Annotated in this window: 12 protein-coding genes; 9 read left to right on the top strand and 3 right to left on the bottom strand. The window is 76.0% G+C overall.

Going from position 1 to position 18,931, the window contains the following annotated elements; genetic code table 11:
• Positions 1 to 28: 28 nt before the first annotated feature.
• The 5 genes from BJP25_RS17200 (at position 29) to BJP25_RS17180 (ending at position 9,883) form a co-directional block, all read left to right on the top strand.
• Positions 29 to 484, top strand: coding sequence for a universal stress protein (locus tag BJP25_RS17200; RefSeq protein ID WP_075975974.1), 456 nt, complete (start codon positions 29 to 31; stop codon positions 482 to 484).
• Between the two features lie 388 nt (positions 485 to 872).
• Positions 873 to 2,303: an MFS transporter gene (locus BJP25_RS17195; protein ID WP_233158125.1), complete on the top strand. Its 1,431-nt coding sequence runs from the start codon at positions 873 to 875 to the stop codon at positions 2,301 to 2,303.
• A 142-nt stretch (positions 2,304 to 2,445) separates the two neighbouring features.
• Positions 2,446 to 4,200, top strand: coding sequence for a fatty acyl-AMP ligase (locus tag BJP25_RS17190; RefSeq protein WP_075975973.1), 1,755 nt, complete (start codon positions 2,446 to 2,448; stop codon positions 4,198 to 4,200).
• A complete protein-coding gene (locus BJP25_RS17185; RefSeq protein WP_075975972.1) occupies positions 4,197 to 9,656 on the top strand; it encodes a type I polyketide synthase in 5,460 nt (1,819 codons plus the stop codon). The genes BJP25_RS17190 and BJP25_RS17185 overlap by 4 nt, the downstream gene beginning before the upstream one ends.
• Before the next feature lie 5 nt (positions 9,657 to 9,661).
• On the top strand, positions 9,662 to 9,883 hold the full coding sequence (locus tag BJP25_RS17180; RefSeq protein WP_075975971.1) for a hypothetical protein: 222 nt from the start codon (positions 9,662 to 9,664) through the stop codon (positions 9,881 to 9,883).
• A gap of 114 nt (positions 9,884 to 9,997) precedes the next feature.
• On the opposite strand, the gene BJP25_RS17175 is transcribed toward BJP25_RS17180, so the two are convergent.
• Positions 9,998 to 10,888: an alpha/beta fold hydrolase gene (locus tag BJP25_RS17175; RefSeq protein WP_075975970.1), complete on the bottom strand. Its 891-nt coding sequence runs from the start codon at positions 10,886 to 10,888 to the stop codon at positions 9,998 to 10,000.
• 257 nt (positions 10,889 to 11,145) lie between these two features.
• On the opposite strand from BJP25_RS17175, the gene BJP25_RS17170 reads away from it, so the two are divergent.
• A complete protein-coding gene (locus BJP25_RS17170) occupies positions 11,146 to 12,396 on the top strand; it encodes a PucR family transcriptional regulator (protein WP_143219146.1) in 1,251 nt (416 codons plus the stop codon).
• 60 nt (positions 12,397 to 12,456) lie between these two features.
• On the opposite strand, the gene BJP25_RS17165 is transcribed toward BJP25_RS17170, so the two are convergent.
• Positions 12,457 to 13,740: a M14 family metallopeptidase gene (locus tag BJP25_RS17165; RefSeq protein WP_075975969.1), complete on the bottom strand. Its 1,284-nt coding sequence runs from the start codon at positions 13,738 to 13,740 to the stop codon at positions 12,457 to 12,459.
• Between the two features lie 348 nt (positions 13,741 to 14,088).
• Here BJP25_RS17165 and BJP25_RS17160 point away from each other — a divergent pair, with 348 nt between their 5' ends.
• Entirely contained in the window at positions 14,089 to 15,003 is a 915-nt protein-coding gene (locus BJP25_RS17160) for a carbohydrate kinase family protein (RefSeq protein WP_075975968.1), read from the top strand.
• Positions 15,004 to 15,234: 231 nt separating this feature from the next.
• A complete protein-coding gene (locus BJP25_RS17155) occupies positions 15,235 to 16,044 on the top strand; it encodes an SAM-dependent methyltransferase (RefSeq protein WP_075975967.1) in 810 nt (269 codons plus the stop codon).
• A 24-nt stretch (positions 16,045 to 16,068) separates the two neighbouring features.
• On the opposite strand, the gene BJP25_RS17150 is transcribed toward BJP25_RS17155, so the two are convergent.
• Positions 16,069 to 16,857 (bottom strand): EI24 domain-containing protein, encoded by a 789-nt coding sequence (locus BJP25_RS17150; protein WP_233158124.1) that lies wholly within the window; start codon positions 16,855 to 16,857, stop codon positions 16,069 to 16,071.
• 164 nt (positions 16,858 to 17,021) lie between these two features.
• Here BJP25_RS17150 and BJP25_RS17145 point away from each other — a divergent pair, with 164 nt between their 5' ends.
• Complete coding sequence (locus BJP25_RS17145) at positions 17,022 to 18,905, top strand: ABC transporter ATP-binding protein (protein WP_198943542.1); 1,884 nt, start codon at positions 17,022 to 17,024, stop codon at positions 18,903 to 18,905.
• The last annotated feature ends 26 nt before the right edge of the window (positions 18,906 to 18,931 follow it).

Genomic DNA, 18,931 nt, shown 5'->3' with positions numbered 1-18,931 from the left:
GAGCAACCGCACCCACCGGAGGAACGAAGTGCCCGCCTACCGCACCATCGTCGTCGGCACCGACGGCTCGAACTCGTCGTACCGGGCGGTGGACCGCGCCGCCGCGATCGCCGCCGACACCGGCGCCAAGCTGGTCATCGTCTGCGCCTACATCGCCCCCGACCAGCGCCGGGTCGAGGTCGCCCAGGACCGCCTCGGCAGCGACGTGGCCTACCAGGTGTCCGGGGCCAACCCGGCCGAGGACACCGTGCGCACCGCCACCGAGCGCGCCACCCGCCTCGGGGCCGCGGACGTCGAGGCGATCGTGCGCTCGGGCGAGCCGGTGGCGGTGCTGTCGAAGACCGTGGCCAAGTTCGACGCCGACCTGCTGGTGGTGGGCAACCGGGGGCTGAACACGCTGACCGGCAGGCTGCTGGGCTCGGTGCCCTCCGACGCCGCGCGCAAGTCCTCTGTGGACGTCCTGATCGTGCACACCGTCGGCTGAGGCGCCCCCGCGGTGCCCGCTCGGCCGGGGTGCGGTCCGGCGGGGTGGGCACCGGGGACGCGCTGTGCACGCGCGCTGACGCTGCGGGACCGGTGCGCGCGCGGGGTGAGCATTGCGGCGCCGCGGTTTGTGCGCCGGTGACAAGGGTGGGGGGTGCGGGTTTGTGGTCGTCGGTGACAAAGGACAGCCATGAAGTGTTGCATTGCCGAGAAGAACGAACAGCACCGTCGACACCGAGATTGTCTCGACGTTAACGTCGGTGCCATGTCCCCCCGACGCCAGGTGCTGACGCTCCCGGCGGAAGCGGTCACGCCCGCCCCCGCCGAGCGGTGCCCGACAACCCCGGGCACCAGATCCCCTGCCGCCACCGCCGCGCGGGGCCGTTGACGTGCACCGCGCCGAGTCCGCCCCCAGCTGGATCAGCGACCGCACCCGGGTGCTGATCACCATAGCCTCGATCGCCTTCCTCAGCTCGGCGGACAACTCGGTCGTGTCCGCCGCCGCCCCCTCGGTCGCCGCCGAGATGGGCCTGGGGACCGCGGGGACGCAGGCGATCACCGTCGCCTACCTGCTGCCCTTCGCCGGGCTGATGATGGCCGCCGGGTCGGTCGTCGACCGCCACGGCGAGCGCGCCATGCTGCGGCTGGGCATCTTCGGCTTCACCGTCGGCACCATCGTCGCGGGCACCGCGCGCGGGTTCGAGCTGCTGCTGGCCGGGCGGGTGGTGCAGGGCCTGGCCGCGGCCATCCTGGTGCCCGCCACGCTGAGCCTGGTGCGCACCAGGCTCGCCCCCGACGACCGGCCCAAGGCGGCCGCGACCTGGACCATCGCGCTCGCCTCGGCGCTGGCGCTGGGCCCCGCGCTCGGCGGCGCGGTCACCGCGGCGGTGCACTGGAGCTGGGTGTTCTGGGGCTTCCTGCCGTTCCTGGGCTTCAGCTGGCTGGTGGTGCCCCGGCAGGGCCCGCGCAGCACCGCGGCGGGCACCGACGTCGTCTCCACCACCCTGGCCGCCACCGCGATGCTGGCCGTCACCGGCGCGCTGCTGGTGCTGGCCGACACCCCCGAGTGGACCGCGCCGCTGGCCGCGACCGCCGCGCTGGCCCTGGTGGGCTTCCGCATGCGCGACCGCCGCTCGCGCAACCCGGTGCTGCCCGCGGTGCTGCTCGGCAACCCCGTCTTCCGCTCGGCCCTGGTGATCCAGACGCTGTGGGGCCTGGGCGTCACCGGCGTGACCGTGGTGACCCCGCTGGTGCACCAGCGCTGGCTCGGGCTGGACCCGGCCACCGCGTCGCTGCCGCTGGTCGCCGTGGCGCTGGCGCTGGTGGGCACCGCGCCGGTGGTGCCCAGGGTGCTGGCCAGGTACGGGCCGACCCGCACCGTCGGCGGCGGCATGCTCATCGTGGCCATCGGCCTGGTGCTGGTGGCCGCGGTGAACGGCTCGACCGAGGTGCTGCCCCGGCTCCCGGGGCTGGTGCTGATCGGCTTCGGCTCGGCGTTCACCGTCCCGCTCACCACCACCGCCCTCGACGTGGTCGACGACTCCATGGCGGGCGTGGCGTCGGGGATCCTCAGCGCCGCCCGGGAGTTCGCGGGCGCCCTGGGCGTGGCGGTGACGACCGCGCTCATCGGCGCGGTGGCCGACGGGCCCGCGCTGGCCACCGGCTACACCCGCACGCTGCTCGCGGCCGCCGCGCTCCAGGTCGTCGCGGTGCTGCTGTCGCCCAGGCTGACCCCGTACTTGTCGCCCCGGCACAAGTCGAACCAGCGTTCCGCACCCGCCGCGGGAAAGCGCGACGGGGACCGCGCGCCGGTCCGATAATCGCGTCATCCGTTATGTTGACTCACCAGTAACATCGCCTCTACGGTGGGCGGACCGCCTTTTCCGCCGCACCCGGGGGAACGCGGTGCAGCGCTTCCTTCTCGTCCGGTGTCGACGTGGCCCCCTGGTGAGGACTGTGCAGATGACTTCCGCGACCAAGAACGGCGGGACACCCCCCGCGGATGACCTCCCCGGTCTGCTCGGCGCCTGGGCGGCGCGCCACCCCGACGAGGTGGCGCTGAGCTACCTCGACTTCCGCTCGCACAGCGGCGGGGCCCAGTCCAGCTGGACCTGGCGCGAGCTCGACGCGCGCGTCGGCGCCGTGGCCGCGTGGTTGCAGCGCCGGGTGCGCCGCGGCGCGCCGGTGGCCGTCTGCATCGGACAGACACCCGACTACGTGGTGGCCTTCCTCGGCGCGCTGCGCGCAGGCGCAGCCGCGGTCCCGCTGTTCACCCCCGACATGCCCGGCCACGCCGACCGGCTCGCCGCCGTGCTGCGCGACTGCGCCTCCTCCACCGTGCTCACCACCCAGGACGCCGCGCCGTCGGTCACCGCGTTCGTCGAGGTGCACCGGCTGCCGGTCGCCCAGGTCATCTCGGTCGACACGCTGCCGTCGGCCATCGCGGCGCACTTCGAGCCGGTGCCGCTGGCCGCCGACGACCTGGCCTACCTCCAGTACACCTCCGGCTCCACCGGCGACCCGCGCGGGGTGATGATCACCCACGGCAACGTGGTGGCCAACGCCCGCCAGGCCAACCGGGCCTACGGCCTGCGCCAGGACTCGGTGACGGTGAGCTGGCTGCCGCTGTTCCACGACATGGGGCTGGTGCTGTCGGTGGCCGCGCCGCTGGCCGCGGGCGTGCGCACGGTGCTGATGGACCCGCTGGCCTTCGTCGAGCGCCCCGAGCGGTGGCTGCGCGCGCTGTCGGTCAACCCCGGCGCGATCAGCGCCGCGCCCAGCTTCGCCTACGCCTACGCCGCCTCCCGGGTCTCGGAGTGGGAGAAGTCCCGGCTGCGCCTGGACACCGTCACCGCGCTCATCGACGGCAGCGAACCGGTGCAGGCCGGGGTGATCGAGCGCTTCGGCGCCGCGTTCGGCCCGTGCGGGCTGCGCCCGGAGGTGCACCGGCCCTCCTACGGGCTGGCCGAGGCCACCGTGTTCGTCTCCGCCAGCAGGCCGGGCAGGCCCGCGGTGGACCGCTGCTTCGACCGGGTGGCGCTGGCCGAGGGCCGCGCGGTGCGGGTGTCCTCCGACGACGCCGACGTGGTGCGCCTGGTGTCCTGCGGCCAGCCCATCGAGCAGGGCGTGCTGGTGGTCGACCCGAGGACCCGGGTGCCGTGCGCCGACGGGCGGGTCGGTGAGATCTGGGTGGCGGGCCCGAACGTGGGCACCGGCTACTGGAACCGCCCGGAGGAGAGCGGCCGGGTGTTCCGCAACTCCGTCGCGGGCGTCGGCGCCCCGGACGGGCCGTGGCTGGCCACCGGCGACCTGGGCGTGTGGTTCGACGGCGAGCTCTACATCACCGGCCGGATCAAGGACCTCATCGTCGTCGACGGCCGCAACCACTACCCGCACGACGTCGAGCGCACCGTCGAGGCCGCGCACCCGGCGATCCGCCCGCGCAACTGCGTGGCGTTCGCGGTGTCGGGCCCCGACGGCGAGCGCGCGGTCGTGCTGGCCGAGCGGGCCAAGACCGTGGCCGCCGCCGACCTCGACACCGGGGAGGTGGAGGCGGCGGTGCGCCGGGCGGTGGCCGACAAGCACGCCCTGTCGCTGCGCGAGGTGCAGATCGTGGCGCCGGACAGCCTGCCGCGCACCTCCAGCGGCAAGCTGTCGCGGATCGCCTGCCGCGAGCGGTACCTGGCCGACTCGCTGGCCGAGACCGGTCCGGCATGACCGTGCCCGGCGGGGACCGGGACCTCGTCGGCTGGTTGACCGGGCGGGTGGCCGAGGCGGTGGGGCTGGCGCCCGCGGCGGTGGACCCGCAGCGGCCGCTGCTGGACTACGGGCTGTCCTCGCGCGACCTGGTGGGCCTGGTCGGCGACCTGGGCAGGCGCACCGGCCGCTCGCTGCCGCCCACCCTGGGCTACCGGTACCCCACCATCGCCGCGCTGGCCGGTGCCGCCGAGGTGACCGCGGGCGCCGCCGCGGCCGCGCCCGGGGTCGCCCCGCCGCCGGGCGGGCACCCGCACGAGGGCCCCGGCGAGCCGATCGCGGTCATCGGCCTGGGGTGCAGGCTGCCCGGCGGGGTCGACTCGCCGTCGGCGTTCTGGGACCTGCTCGACCGCGGCGCCGACGCCGTGCGCCCGCGCCCGCCCGACCGCTGGGCCGCCCCGCCGCACGTGCTCGCCGCGCTGCCCGCCACCGGTGGGTTCCTCGACGACGTCGCCGGGTTCGACGCGGACTTCTTCGGCATCACCCCGCGCGAGGCGGACGTGATGGACCCCCAGCAGCGCATCACCCTGGAGGTCGCCTGGGCGGCGCTGGAGCACGCGGGCGTGGTGCCCGGGTCGCTGCGCGGCTCGCGCACCGGGGTGTACATGGGGGTGGCGGCCTCGGAGTACGGGCTGTTCAGCCTGGCCGACCCGGAGGGCGTGGAGCCGTGGTCGGGCACCGGCGCGGCGGCCAGCACGGTGGCCAACCGGCTGTCCTACCTGCTGGACCTGCGCGGGCCGTCGATGGTGGTCGACACCGCCTGCTCGTCGTCGCTGGTGGCCGTGCACCACGCGGTCAGCGCGCTGCGCCGCGGCGAGATCGACCTGGCGCTGGTCGGCGGGGTGAACGTCATGCTCACCGCCGCGGTCACCGGCACCTTCGCCCGCTCCGGGGTGCTCGCCGCCGACGGCCGGTGCAAGTCCTTCGACGCCGCCGCCGACGGCATCGGCCGGGGCGAGGGGTGCGGGGTGGTGGTGCTGCGCCGCTTGGCCGACGCGCGCGCCCGCGGCGACCGGGTGCTGGCGGTGGTGCGCGGCAGCGCCACCAACTCCGACGGCCGCTCCAACGGCATCATGGCCCCGAACCCGGACGCGCAGACCGCGCTGCTGGCCGAGGTGTACCCGGCCGCCGAGGTCGACCCGACCACCGTGGACTACGTGGAGGCGCACGGCACCGGCACCCCGCTGGGCGACCCGATCGAGGCGGGCGCGCTGGGCGCGGTGCTCGGCGCGGGCCGCGGCGCCGACCGGCCGCTGCTGGTGGGGTCGGTGAAGACGAACCTGGGCCACCTGGAGGCCGCGGCGGGCATCGTCGGGCTGATCAAGGTCGTGCTCTCGCTGGTGCACGGGCGCATCCCGCCGACGCTGCACTACCGCGCGCCCAACCCGCTGATCGACTTCGCCGCGCTGGGGCTGCGGGTGACCGCGGCGGCGACGCCGTGGCCGCGCTACTCCGGCTACGCCTGCGCCGGGGTGTCGGCGTTCGGCTTCGGCGGCAGCAACGCCCACGTCGTGCTGGAGGAGTGGCCCGCGGCGCCGGAGCCGCCGCCGCCGGTGCCGCGCCCGGAGGTGTTCGCGCTCTCCGGCCGCACCCCGGTGGCGCTGCGCGACCGGGCGGCGGACCTGGTGGACTGGTTGGAGTCCACCGACGGCGCCCGGGTGTCCACAGCGGACCTCGCGGCGACGCTGGCCGCGCGCCGGGAGCACCTGGCGGTGCGCGCGGCGGTGGTGGCCACCGGGCGCGAGGAGCTGGCGGAGGCGCTGCGCGCGGTCGCCGCCGGGGCGTCCTCGGCCGCGGCCGTGCACGGCCGCGCGCCGCGTACCCCGGTCACCCCGGACGGCCCGGTGTTCGTCTTCTCCGGCTTCGGCTCGCACTGGGCGGGCATGGGCGAGCAGCTGCTCACCGGAGAACCGGCCTTCGCCGCGGAGGTCGACCGGCTGGAGCCGCTGTTCACCGCCGCGGCGGGCTTCTCGCTGCGGGCCGCGCTGTGCGACCGGCGGCCCGCGCCGTTCACCACCGCGGCGCCCGCCCTGTTCGGCATGCAGGTGGCGCTCGCCGGGCTCTGGCGGGCGCACGGCGTCGAACCCGCGGCGGTGCTGGGGCACTCGGTGGGCGAGGTCGCCGCCGCGGTGGTCGCGGGCGTGCTGGACGTGCGCCAGGGCCTGCGCGTGGTGCTGGCCCGCACCGAGGTGCTGGGCGGGCTCGACACCGAGGGCGGCGGCGCGATGGCGGCGGTGGAGCTCTCCGGCGCCGGGTTCGCCGCGCTGGCCGAGCAGTTCCCCGGGGTGGGCATCGCCGTGCACGCCGCGCCGCGGATGTGCACCGTCAGCGGACCGGCGGCGCAGGTGGCGCGGCTGGTCGAGCGGGTCGACTCCGGCGGCGGGTTCGCCAAGCCGCTGCGGCTGGGCGTCGCCGGGCACTCCGCGGCCGTCGACCCCGGCCTGCCCCGGCTGCGCGCCGCGCTCGACGGGCTCGTGCCCGCCGCGCCCCGGGTGCCGTTCTTCTCCAGCGTCCTGGGCGAGGACACCCCCGAGGCCTGCGTGGGGGACCCGGACTACTGGGCGCTCAACCTGCGCCTGCCGGTGCGCTTCACCCAGGCCGTCGCCGCGGCGCTGGAGCGCGGCCACACCCGGTTCGTCGAGGTGGCCCCGCACCCGGTCGCGCTGGCCGCGGTCGAGCAGACCGCCGCCGCGGCGGGCGGGGACCCGGTGCTGGTGGTGCCCACCCTGCGCCGCGGCGCCGCGCTCGCGGAGTGGTTGCGCGCCCAGGCGACCCTGCACGTGCACGGCGACCCGGCGGCGCTGGCCACCCGCTACCCGCCCGGCCCGGTGGTCGAGCTGCCCGGCCCGGCCTGGCGCCACCGCAGGCACTGGGTGCCCGAGCGCGCCCCCGGCCCGCCCGCCGCGCACCCGCTGCTCGGCGCGCACGTGGAGCTGCCCGACGACGGGCGGCACCTGTGGCAGTCGCGGCTGCCGGTGGACCGGCTGCCCTGGCTGGCCGACCACCGCCCGCGCGCCGGTGCCGCGCTGCCACCCGCCGCGCTGGCCGAGCTGGCCATGGCCGCTGGCCGCTCGGCGCTCGACCCCCGGGTGCTAGTGGCGGACCTGCGCCTGGCCGAGCCGCTGGTGCCGGGGCCGCACACCGTCCTGACCACCGAGCTTGACCGCGCGGGGGCGCTCACCATCCGCTCCCGCGACGCTGGCGGCGGCTGGGTCACCCACGCCACCGCCCGCGTCCTGCCCGACCGCGACGAGCCCGCCGCGCCGCAGCCCGCGCCACCCGCGGGAGAGCCATTCGACCTGCGCGCGGCGCTGGCCGCGGCGGGCCAGGAACCGGGGCCCGCGTTCCTCGGCCTCAGCGATGTGCGCCGCGGCCGGGGGCTGGCCACCGGCCGCGTCCGGCTGCCCGCCGCCGCGGGCGGCGCCGACCGGTTCGCCCTGCACCCCGCCCTGGCCGACGCGTGCTTGCAGGCCCTCGTCGCCGCGGCCGCGGACCTGGTCACCGCCCCGGCGACCTACCGCCCCACCGCGATCGGGCGCGTCCGCGCCCCCGGCGACCCGGCGCTGGCCACCCGCTGCACCGCCACCGCCCGGCTCACCGCGGGCGGGTTGCTCGGGTCCGCCCGGCTGCTCGACGCCGACGGCGCCGTCCTGGTCGAGCTGCTCGACGTGCGGCTCACCGGCGCGGGCCCGGGCACCACCGAGGCCGTGGAGCGCCGGTGGGACCCGGCCCCGCTGCCGCTGGCCCCCGCGCCCGCCACCACGGGCTGGGTCGTGGTGGCCGACGGCGAGCCCGCGCTGCCCGACCTCGCCGCCCGGCTCGGCGCCGAGGTCGTGCGCCCCGACGCGCTCGACGCCGGGGGCGCGGCCGGGGTCGTCGTGCTGGCCGGACCGCCCGCCCACTACCGGGACCCCGCGAACGCCGAAGCCCTGGTGCACACCGCCACCCGGGTCGCCGCCGCGCTCGCCGCCCGCCCCGACCCGCCGCGGTTGTGGGTGCTCACGACCGGCGCCGCGACCGAGCCGGGGCTCGCCTGCCTGCGCGGCCTGGTCCGGGTGCTCGCCTTCGAGCACCCGGAGCTGCGCGCGACCCTCGTCGACGTCGACCGGGCCTCCGGCGCGGCGTGCGCCGCCGCCGAGCTGCTGGCCGACCGGCCCGACGACGAGGTCGCCTGGCGCCGCGGCCACCGGCTGCGCGCCCGGCTCACCACCACCGCCCTGCCCACCGCCGACCGGCCGGTCGTGCGCGCGGGCGCCTACGTCATCACCGGCGGCACCGGTGAGCTGGGCGCGCGGCTGACCCGGTGGCTGGTCGAGGGCGGCGCCACGCGGGTCGTGCTCGCCGGCCGCGCGCACCGCCCCGACCCGCCGTCGCGCGCGCGGTGGGCGCGCGACGCCGAGGTGGAGGTGGTGCTCGGCGACCTCGCCGAACCCGGCTTCGCCGCGGCCCTGGTCGCCCGCGCCCAGCGCGACGGCCTGCCGCTGCGCGGGGTGGTGCACGCCGCCGGGCTGCAGGACGACCGCCCGGTGGCCCAGGTCAGCGCCGAGTCCATCGCCCGGGTCTGGCGGCCCAAGGTGCTCGGCGGGCTGCGCCTGCACCAGGCCACCGAGCACCTGCCGCTGGACTGGTGGGTGGCCTTCGCCTCGATGTCCGGCCTGGTCGGCGCCCCCGGCCAGGCCGCGTTCGCCACGGCGAACGCCTGGCTGGACGCCCTGGTGGAGCAGCGCCGGGCGCGCGGGCTGCCCGGGGTGAGCCTGGACTGGGGCGCCTGGGCCCGCGCCGACGGCTCGCGCCCGGACCAGCCAGGCGCCGCCTTCGCCGAGGTCGACCCGGTGCGGGGGCTCGCGGCGCTGGCGGGCGCGCTGGCCGCCGACCGCACCGGCCTCGGGGTGGCGGCGCTGGACGTGCCCCGGGCGCTGTCGCTGTTCCCCGAGCTGGCCACCCGCCCCTTCCTGTCCGCGCTGACCGGCGCGGCCGCGCCCGCGCCGCTGCCCGCCCCCGACCTGGCCAGGGGACCGGACCCGCGCGGCGCCCTGGTCGCCCACCTCGCCGCCGGGCTGGCGCGGCTGACCGGCGCCGACCCCGGCGAGGTCGACCCCGGCGCGCCGCTGACCGGGCTCGGCGTCGACTCGCTGATGGCGATGCGGCTGCGCGCGGCCGTCCAGCAGGACTTCGACGTGGCCCTGCCGGTCCCGCTGCTGCTGCGCGGGGCGAGCCTGCGCGAGGTGGCCGAGCACCTGGGCGACGAGCTGGGCCTGCCCGCCGCGGCGCCGGTGCCGCCCACCCCGGCGGGCGCGGGGGACGCGCCGGTGCCCGGGGAGTCGGACGCCGGCCCGGTGGCGGTGCTGCGCTCGGGCGGGGAGGAGCCGCCGCTGTCGCTGTTCCACCCCGCGGGCGGACGCACCACCGTCTACTAGCGCTGGTGGCCGAGCCGCCCACGTCCTACCCGGTGCTCGGGTTCGAGCGGCTCGACGACGAGCCGGCGGTGGAGGCCAAGGCGGCGCGCGTGCTGCGCCACCAGTACGCGTCCTCCGTGGACGCCAGGGTGGGGGAGCGGTGGTCGCCGCACCGCTGCTGCGCACTGCGGACCCGGGGTCGCCGCCCGCGCTACCACCGCACTGACGAGGTGCCGGGGTGGGCCTAGCTGTGCCAGGACCTGCGCGTGCTGCCGGTGCCGGGCGACCACTCACGCTGATCGACCCGGCGTGGGCGCTGGAGGCCCCGGTCGGCGTGGGGCGGCCCGGGGCCCCGGCGGCGGTCAGGCCACGACGAAGCGGCGCAGCTGCCCCACGTCGAGCCGGGCGGGCGTGGTGGTGGTCAGGAAGTCGGTGAGCACGTCGGCGAACCAGCCCGGCTCGGCCACGTGCGGGAAGTGGCCCGCCCCCGCCAGCTCCACCAGCCGCGCCCCCGGCATCAGCTCCGCGGCCCGGCGCCCGTGCCCGGCCGGGATGATCCGGTCCTTGGTGCCCCACACGAGCAGCGACGGCAGGTCCTCGGCCAGGTACAGCTTCTCCTGCGCGCTCACCCGCTGCCCGCGCAGCCCCACCGACGCCCGCACGGTCCGCACGAACGACTTGCGGGCCTCCTTGGCCGCGAGGCTGCCGAAGTGGTCGATCAGCTCGCGCACCTCGACCCGCTCGCCCGCGACCCGCTTGGCCAGCGCCACGGTGAACCGGTTGGCCAGCAGCGGCAGCGCCAGCGCCGTCCCGGGCAGGTTCGCCGCGCGGATCGCCGCGCTCACCCCGCTGCCCAGGCCGCCGCTGTCGACCAGCACCACGCGACCGCACTGGTCCGGGAACTGGTAGGAGAATTGCAGGGCGACACCTCCACCCAGGGAATGGCCGACCAGGGTGACGTGCTCCAGCGACAGCGCCACCAGCAGGTCGCGCACCACGTTGGCGTACCCGGCGATCGAGTAGTCGCCGTGCGGGCCCTCGCTGCGGCCGTGCCCCGGCAGGTCCACTGCCAGCACCTCCCGGTCGAACCCGCGCTCGTGCAGGGTCCGCAGCAGGGGCCGCCAGGTCGCGCTGGTGCCCGCGAGCCCGTGCACGAGCACCAGCGGGTCGTCGGTGGGCGCACCGCTCGGTGCAAGGTGCAGATAGCCGACCCGCCGTCCGTGCAGGGTGGCCTCGCGTTCGGAAATGCCCATCCCCGTGCCCTTTCCCGAGCGGTTTTCCGCGAGCATAGAACGGCCCCGCCCGGCATTGGCCGGACCGGCGGGAATTGCGCGGGTGCGGATAGTTCCGCGGCGCTGGCCTGCCCCTGGGGCAGCAAGGCGCGACCTGGGGGCGCCCGCCGACACCCGCGGACGATTGACAGCCCTGGTGCCCCTCCTTAGTGTTCGACGAGCACCAAATGGACACGGAGTCGTGCGGGGGTGTCGATATCGCGCGGGTGGAGGGCGAGATGGCGGTGACGCGACGCGGCGGACCGGGACCCGGCGACCCGGACAAGGTCGCCGCCGGTGTCACCGCGGTGCCCATCTGGGCCTCGGTCGTCCCCGACCTCGCCGAGAAGGTGCGGCCGCTGGCCGGGACGCTCATCCAGGACGCCATCGAGGCCATCCAGGACGCGGTGCCCGCCTACCGGCAGCCGATGGAGGGCAAGTTCCGCGAGGTGCTCGTCGGCAGCGTGCAGGCCGCGATCCTGCAGTGCTTCGAGTTCATCGCCAACCCCTCCGCCAGCCGCGAGGACTGGCTGGCGGCCTTCCGCTACGCCGGGCGCGTGGAGTTCCTGGAGGGCCGCACGATGGACGCCCTGCAGACCGCGGTGCGCGTGGGCGCCCGCGCGGTGTGGCGGCACGTCAGCTTCGCGGGCCAGGAGCTCGGCATCCCGGTGGACACGCTGCTCACCGTGGCCGAGGCGATCTTCGCCTACGTCGACGACCTGTGCGTGGTCGCCGTCGAGGGCTACACCGAGGCCCAGGCGCAGGCCAGCGGCTCCTACGAGCGCAGGCGCAGGCAGCTGCTCAAGCTGATCCTGTCCGACCCGCCGCCCACCCACCAGGCCCTGGTCGACCTGGCCTCGGCCGCCGACTGGCAGGTGCCCGAGGAGGTGGCCGTGGTCGTCCTGGAGTACCGGGCCGACCAGCACCACCTGCCGGTGCCCTCGCTGGGCCGCGACGTGCTCGTCGACCTGGAGTCCGGCGACCCGTGCCTGGTGCTGCCCAACCCGCGCGCGCAGCTGCCCGCCCTGGAGGCCCAGCTGCAGGGCCGCCGCGCCGCGGTGGGCCCGACGGTGGCCCTGGCCGACGCCCACCGCTCGCAGCGGCTGGCCCGGCAGGCGATGTCGCTGGTCAACCGGGGCGTGCTGCCCGAGGTCCAGGTCACCTGGTGCGCCAAGAACCTGTCCACGCTGCTGATGTTCGCCGACGAGTCGCTGGTGACCCACGTGGCGCAGCCGATCCGCGCCGCGTTCGCCGACCTCACCGACAAGCAGCGCGAGCGGGTGTCGTCGACCCTGCGGACCTGGCTGCACACCCGCGGCGACATCAACGAGACCGCCGCCCGGCTGGCCGTGCACCCGCAGACCGTGCGCTACCGCATGAACCAGATCGAGGAGCTGCTCGGGGACCGGCTCAACGACCCCGAGCAGCGGTTCCTCATGGAGATCACCATGCACGCCTGGAACGACCCGGACGAGGCGTCCCAGAACTGACCGGCCCGGGGCCGACCACCGGCGGGGCCGGGTCCGGTGTGGACCCGGCCCCGCCGCGCGTCAGCAGGTGCGGCCGCTGGCCCTGGGCGGGCAGTCGGCGTAGTCGAGCAGGTAGAGCACCGCGGCCCGGTTGCGCGCGGTCTCGCGGGAGATGACCTCGTCGGGCGGGTAGAAGCCGCCGCCGCTGCCGGAGCTGCCCGGGTACATCTCGAAGGTGAACGCCCAGATCTTGTGCACGCCCCACAAGTAGTCGTCGATGGAGCCGTCGGTGACGTAGAGGTCCGAGGACTGCTCGGGGGTGTAGCCGTTGGTCGCGGCCATCGCCCGGCCCAGGGTGGAGAAGGTGGTGTACTCGGCCTGGGTCATGCCGGGCACGACCTGGTCGTAGGTCCAGCCGAAGGGCCACAGCACCAGCTGGCTGTAGGTGTGCCAGTCGATCGCCGTGGTGATCTGCTGCTTGCCGCCGACCACGCGGGACTTGACGAAGTCCTGCAGCACGCGGACCTCCGGCGCCGAGGCCGGGGACGGGCCGCGGTAGGTCGCGCTGGAGGTGCTGCCCGAGGAGCCGCCGCAGCAGCCCCACTTGTAGTCCCAGTTGCGGTTGAGGTCGGTGCCGACGTAGGACGACCCGGCGTTGGGCTGCCGGTTCTTGCGCCAGCTGCGGTAGGAGCCGGTGGCGATGTCGTACTCGCCGCCGTCGGGGTTGACGTCCGGGATGACCCACACCTCGCGGGTGTCCACCAGCGCCCGCACGCGGCTGTCGGTGGCGTAGGTGTCGGTGAGGTTGTTGATGATGTAGAGCGCCATCTCCACGGTCAGGTGCTCGCGCGCGTGCTGGTGCGCGGTGAACAGCACCTCCGGCTCGGCCTCGTCGGTGGCGGCGTTGTCGGAGATCTTCACCGCGATGATGTCGCGGCCCTCGTAGGACTTGCCGATGACCCGCTTGGTGACCAGGCCGGGGTGGTCGGCCACCGCCTTGTTCACCTCGGCGGTCGTCTCGGCGTAGTCGTGGTAGCCGGCGTCGGCGCTGGGGAAGCCCTGGATGCCGATCGATCCCCGGTCGGTCGGGGCGGCCTGCTCGGCGACGACGGTGAAGCCCCTGGCGCGCAGGGCCCGCACCTCCGCGGCCGTGGCGGTGATCCGGGTCCGGCTGTCCTCGACGCCGTCGATGGCCGCGCCGGTGGCGGCGATCGCGGTGCGCTGCTCGGCGGTGCGCACGCCGGTCACCTGGTACTGCGCGGTCTGGCCGTCGGCCTGCCCGGCCGACGCGGGGGTGGCCGTGGCCAGGGTGGCGGCGGCCAGCGCGCCGAGCGCGCAGGCCAGCAGGGTGCGGGTTCTCTTCACTCGGGTCACCTCTCGCAGGGGGTTCGCGCGGGCAGGCCCTCGTCCGCCCGGCTCCAGGCATCGTGTCCGCTACCGGACCACCCGGACAATCAGGCGGACGAGGGCCGTCGTTGCCGTTCGTTCCCAGTGGTGTCCGCCCAGCTCAGCGCGGGGTGCGCCGGATCGGGGGGCAGCGCTGCGTGACGGCCGGGCCCCGGTGCCCGCCCGTTCGGTCCAGCGCGCCCACCCGGGCGCGCACGCACCGCGCCGCGGGCAGCGGCCGTGCCCGGTTCGCGCGCGGCGCCCGGCGGCCCGCGCCGGTGTGGCACGCTCTCGGTGCCCCCGCCCGCCACCGCCGCCGGAGCCCCGATGATCACTGTTGTTGGCGAAGCCCTGGTCGACCTGATCGCCGCCGCCGACGGCCGCACGTTCACCGCCCACCCCGGCGGCAGCCCGGCGAACGTGGCGCTGGGGCTGAGCAGGCTGGGGCAGCGGGCGGTGCTGGGCACCCGCCTCGGCGACGACCTGTTCGGCCGCATGGTGCGCGCGCACCTGGTGGAGTCCGGCGTGGACGTGCGCGCCCTGCCCGCCCCGACCGCCGACACCAGCGTCGCCTTCGCCGCCACCGACGAGGCGGGCGTGGCCCGCTACGACTTCCGCCTGAGCTGGGACGTCACCGACCTCCCGCCCCTCGACGGCGCCGAGTGCCTGCACACCGGTTCCCTGGCCACCCTCCTCGCCCCCGGCGCGGAGGTCGTCGAGGCGGCCATGCGCACCGCCCCCACGGTCTCCTTCGACCCGAACGTCCGCCCGTCCCTGTCGGGCACCCCCGAGCAGGAGCGCCCCCGCGTGGAGCGCCAGGTCGCGCTGTCGGGCGTGGTGAAGGTCAGCGAGGAGGACCTGGCCTGGCTCTACCCGGGTGCCGACCCCGCCGCGAAGGCCGCCCAGTGGCTCGCCCTCGGCCCGTCCCTGGTGGTGGTGACCCTCGGCTCGCAGGGCGCGCACGCCGTGACCGCCACCCGCGCCACCACCCGCCCCGGCCCCCCGACCCAGGTCGTCGACACCGTCGGCGCGGGCGACGCCTTCACCGCGGGCCTGCTCCACTGGCTCTCCACGGCCCACCTCCTCGGCGGCGCCCACCCCCGCATCGCGGAACTCCCGGCAACCGCCCTCGACAACGCCCTCGACTTCGCCAACGCCGTCGCCGCCACCACCTGCTCCCGCGCGGGCGCGAACCCCCCGACCCTGGACGAACTCGGCTCTGTCCGCGACCTCCTCCCGTAAGGGCATCCGCTTTCACCGCCGTCGTTTCCCGTTTTGGCCCACGGGTCATTCATGAAGAGAATTCGGATTCATGGGTGCGCGCTGCGGTTTTGTGACACCGTCACCCGATCGGGGTGGTAGGAGATTGACCTGAACGGGTGTGGCGGTGGCAGGAGGATGGTTGTGCGCAACCGGCTGCTCTAAACTGGTGCGCATTCCGCCGACCGTCCGGACCACTCCCGGGGAGGAAGCTTGTCCCTCGCGCCGCTCCCCGCCCGGGAACCCGATGCCGGACGTCCGTCGCAGGCCCGGTTCACCGACGCGCTGCTCGGGGGGCGGGACAACTACGCCGTCGACCGGGCGTGGGTGGAGCGGGTGCTGGAGGTGGCACCGCAGGCGCGGGAGGTGGCCAGGGAGCACCGGGCGTTCGCGGGGCGGGCGCTGCGGCTGCTGGCGGCGGGCCGGGGTGTGGAGCAGTTCCTCGACCTCGGGTCGGGCCTGCCCCACCGGGACAACACCCACCAGGTCGTGCAGCGGTACCGGCCGGGGGCGCGGGTGGTGTACCTCGACAACGACCCGGTGGTGCTGGCGCACGGGCGCGCGTTGCTGGAGGAGAACGACTCGACCCACGTGGTCGACGCGGACCTGACGCGGCCGGACGAGGCGTTGACCGCCGCCACCAAGCACCTCGACCTCGACGAACCGGTCGGCCTGCTGATGTGCGGGGTGGTGCACCACATCACCGACACCGCCACGGCCACCCGGGTGGTCCGGGAGTGGACCGCGGCGCTGCCCGCGGGGTCCTACCTGGTGCTCACCCACCACTGCGACCCCGGCGGAGCGCACTCCGGACTGGTGCGCACCTACGACGAACGCCTCCGCGGCACCGAGTTGGCCGGGGTGCACCGCGCGCTGCCCGAGGTCGAGGCGATGCTGGCGGGCCTGGAACCGGTGCCCCCCGGCCTCGTGCCCCTGCACGCGTGGTGGCCCGACGGCCCCCGACTCGACCCGCTGACCCCCTTGCACGACACCGTCATCGGCGTCGTCGCCCACAAGCCGTAGAGCCGCGTTCCCCGCGCCGGCGACTCAGCGCGGGAACCCCTCGCGCGGCGCGGGGTCGGCGCCCGGGGCCACCAGCTTGCCCGCGAGCAGCGTCCCGCCCGCGAACGCCGCCGGGAACACCACCAGGGCCAGCAGCGGCACCAGGCACAGCAGGTACACCGGCACCGCCATCCCGAGCACCAACCCCCGGCGCGTCCGCAGCGCCCGCCGCCGCTCCTTGAGGCTGCGGCCCCGGCGCACGAACGGGATCGCGGTCAGCTCCACCGCCAGCAGCCAGGCGCCCACGACCACCGACAGCACCGGCACCACCGTCTGCCCGAACACCGGGATGAACCCGAGGGCGAACAGCAGCACCGCCCACAGCAGGGCCAGCAGCACCAGCCGCAGCCCGTCGCGCACGCCGATCCACGCCGAGCGGGCGAACCCGATGCGCTGCGCCCCGGGCACCCCGCCCAGCTCCCGGTCCTCGACCTCCTCGGCGATGGACTCGTAGAACGGGCCGCCGACGATCAGCGCCACGGCGGCGAAGAGCACCACCGACAGCGCCACCGCGCCCACCACGACCCCGACGCCCAGCGCCGTGCGGAACAGCCCGCGCCACGTGCCCGACCAGTCGTCGGCGAACGGCGTGGCCCAGGCGACCAGGTCGTCGACGCCCACCGCCAGCCCGACCACCGCGCCCGCCAGCAGCAGCGTCGTCAGCAGCGCGGGCAGCGCCCCGCGCAGCAGCAGCCTGGGGTCGCTGAGCACGATGCGGAACCCGCGTCCCAGCAACCCGATCCCGACGCCGAAGTCCCGCACGCTCTTGATCACGGGCGCAGTGTAGTGGGCTGTCCGCTTTGCCCGGAGCCGAAGGCGGCGAACCGGCCGGTGTCGGTCCCCTGCCCTACCGTCGTCACCACCGCCCGCGTTGACCTCGACCTTGGTCGAGGTCCTACCGTCGTGCGGGAACCGACCTGAGGGGAACCGACATGGACATGCAGATGACCGCCTGGTCCGCGCTGTACCGGGCCAGCCGGGAGGGCGGCGCGCCCGCGGGCCGCCCGGTGCGCGAGACGGCCGGGCGGGTCGCGCGGATCGCCGCGCGGCGGGGCAGGCGCCTCGCCGCGTTCCTGGTGGTGGGCGTCGCGCTGGCGGGCCTGGCGGTGCTGGCCCCGGTGCTGGCGGGCCGGGTGGTCAACGAGATCGTCGCGGGCGACCCCGGTGGCCTGGTGGTGCCGCTGGCCCTGGCGATCGCGGGGGCGGCGCTGGCCGAGGCCGGGCTGGGCCTGGTGTCGCGGTGGCTGTCGGCCACCATCGGGGAGGGCCTGATCCTCGACCTGCGCTCGCGGGTGTTCGACCACGTGCAGCGGATGCCGGTCGCCTTCTTCACCCGCACCCGCACCGGCGCGCTGGTCAGCAGGCTCAACAACGACGTGCTGGGCGCGCAGCGGGCCTTCAGCGACACCCTGTCCGGGGTGGTCACCAACACCGTCACGCTGGTGCTCACGCTGGTCGTGATGATCGGCATCTCCTGGCAGGTCACCCTGCTGGCGCTGCTGCTGCTCCCGGTGTTCGCCGTCCCGGCCCGGCGCATCGGCCGCCGGGTGGCCGCGCTGCGCCGCGAGGCCGCCGCCCTGGACAGCTCCATGCTCAACCAGATGACCGAGCGGTTCTCCGCCCCGGGCGCGACCCTGGTGAAGCTGTTCGGCGAGCCCGCCGAGGAGTCCCGCGAGTTCCACGCCAGGGCCGCGCGGGTGCGCGACATCGGGGTGCGCTCGGCCATGGTGCAGTCGTACTTCGTCACCGCGCTGACGCTGGTGTCCGCCCTGGCGCTGGCCCTGGTGTACGGGGTGGGCGGGTCGCTGGCCGTGGACAGGTCGCTCGACGCCGGGGCGGTGGTGTCGCTGGCCCTGCTGCTCACCCGGCTCTACGCCCCGCTGACCGCGCTGGCGGGCGCCCGGGTGGAGCTGATGGGCGCGCTGGTCAGCTTCGAGCGGGTCTTCGAGGTGCTGGACCTGCCCCCGCTGATCCAGGACAAGCCGGACGCGGTCGCCCTGCCGGAGGGTCCGGTGTCGGTGGAGTTCGAGGACGTGCGCTTCGCCTACCCCTCGGCCGACAAGGTCTCGCTGGCGTCCCTGGAGGAGGTCGCCGCGCTCGACACCCGCGGCGGCGTGGAGGTCCTGCACGGCGTGTCGTTCACCGCCCGCCCCGGCGAGACGATCGCGCTGGTGGGCTCCTCGGGCGCGGGCAAGTCCACCATCGCCTCGCTGGCCCCCCGCCTCTACGACGTCGACTCCGGCGCCGTCCGCCTGTCCGGTGTGGACGTCCGCGACCTGCGCGGCGAGTCCATCCGCACCACCGTCGGCATGGTCACCCAGGACGGCCACCTGTTCCACGACACCGTCCGCGCCAACCTCGCCTTCGCCAACCCCGGCGCCACCGAGGCCGACCTGTGGGACGCCCTGGAGCGCGCCCGCCTGGCCGACCTCGTCCGCTCCCTGTCCGACGGCCTCGACACCGTCGTCGGCGAACGCGGCTACCGCCTCTCCGGCGGCGAACGCCAACGCCTCACCATCGCCCGCCTCCTGCTCGCCCGCCACCGCGTCGTCATCCTCGACGAGGCCACCGCCCACCTGGACACCACCTCCGAACTGGCCGTCCAGGAAGCCCTCGCCGAAGCCCTCTCCGGCCGCACGGCCCTCGTCATCGCCCACCGCCTCTCCACCATCCGGGCCGCCGACAAGATCCTCGTCATCGAGCACGGCGAGGTCGTCGAACAGGGCACCCACGACGAACTCCTGACCCACCAGGGCCGCTACGCCGAGCTCTACCACACCCAGTTCGCCGCCCAGGAGGGCAAGACCACCACCCCGGTCTAACCCACCCCCACCTCCTTCACCCCCAC

The organism is Actinokineospora bangkokensis, assembly GCF_001940455.1.
Classification (GTDB): domain Bacteria; phylum Actinomycetota; class Actinomycetes; order Mycobacteriales; family Pseudonocardiaceae; genus Actinokineospora; species Actinokineospora bangkokensis.
This window is presented reverse-complemented; position numbering and strand designations above follow the sequence as displayed.

Excerpts from the sequence above, each read along its gene's own strand:
- BJP25_RS17185 (WP_075975972.1), top strand. The coding sequence starts at position 4,197 with ATGACCGTGCCCGGCGGGGACCGGGACCTCGTCGGCTGGTTGACCGGG.
- BJP25_RS17170 (WP_143219146.1), top strand. The coding sequence starts at position 11,146 with ATGGCGGTGACGCGACGCGGCGGACCGGGACCCGGCGACCCGGACAAG.
- BJP25_RS17160 (WP_075975968.1), top strand. The coding sequence starts at position 14,089 with ATGATCACTGTTGTTGGCGAAGCCCTGGTCGACCTGATCGCCGCCGCC.
- BJP25_RS17190 (WP_075975973.1), top strand. The coding sequence starts at position 2,446 with ATGACTTCCGCGACCAAGAACGGCGGGACACCCCCCGCGGATGACCTC.
- BJP25_RS17175 (WP_075975970.1), bottom strand. The coding sequence starts at position 10,888 with ATGGGCATTTCCGAACGCGAGGCCACCCTGCACGGACGGCGGGTCGGC.
- BJP25_RS17145 (WP_198943542.1), top strand. The coding sequence starts at position 17,022 with ATGCAGATGACCGCCTGGTCCGCGCTGTACCGGGCCAGCCGGGAGGGC.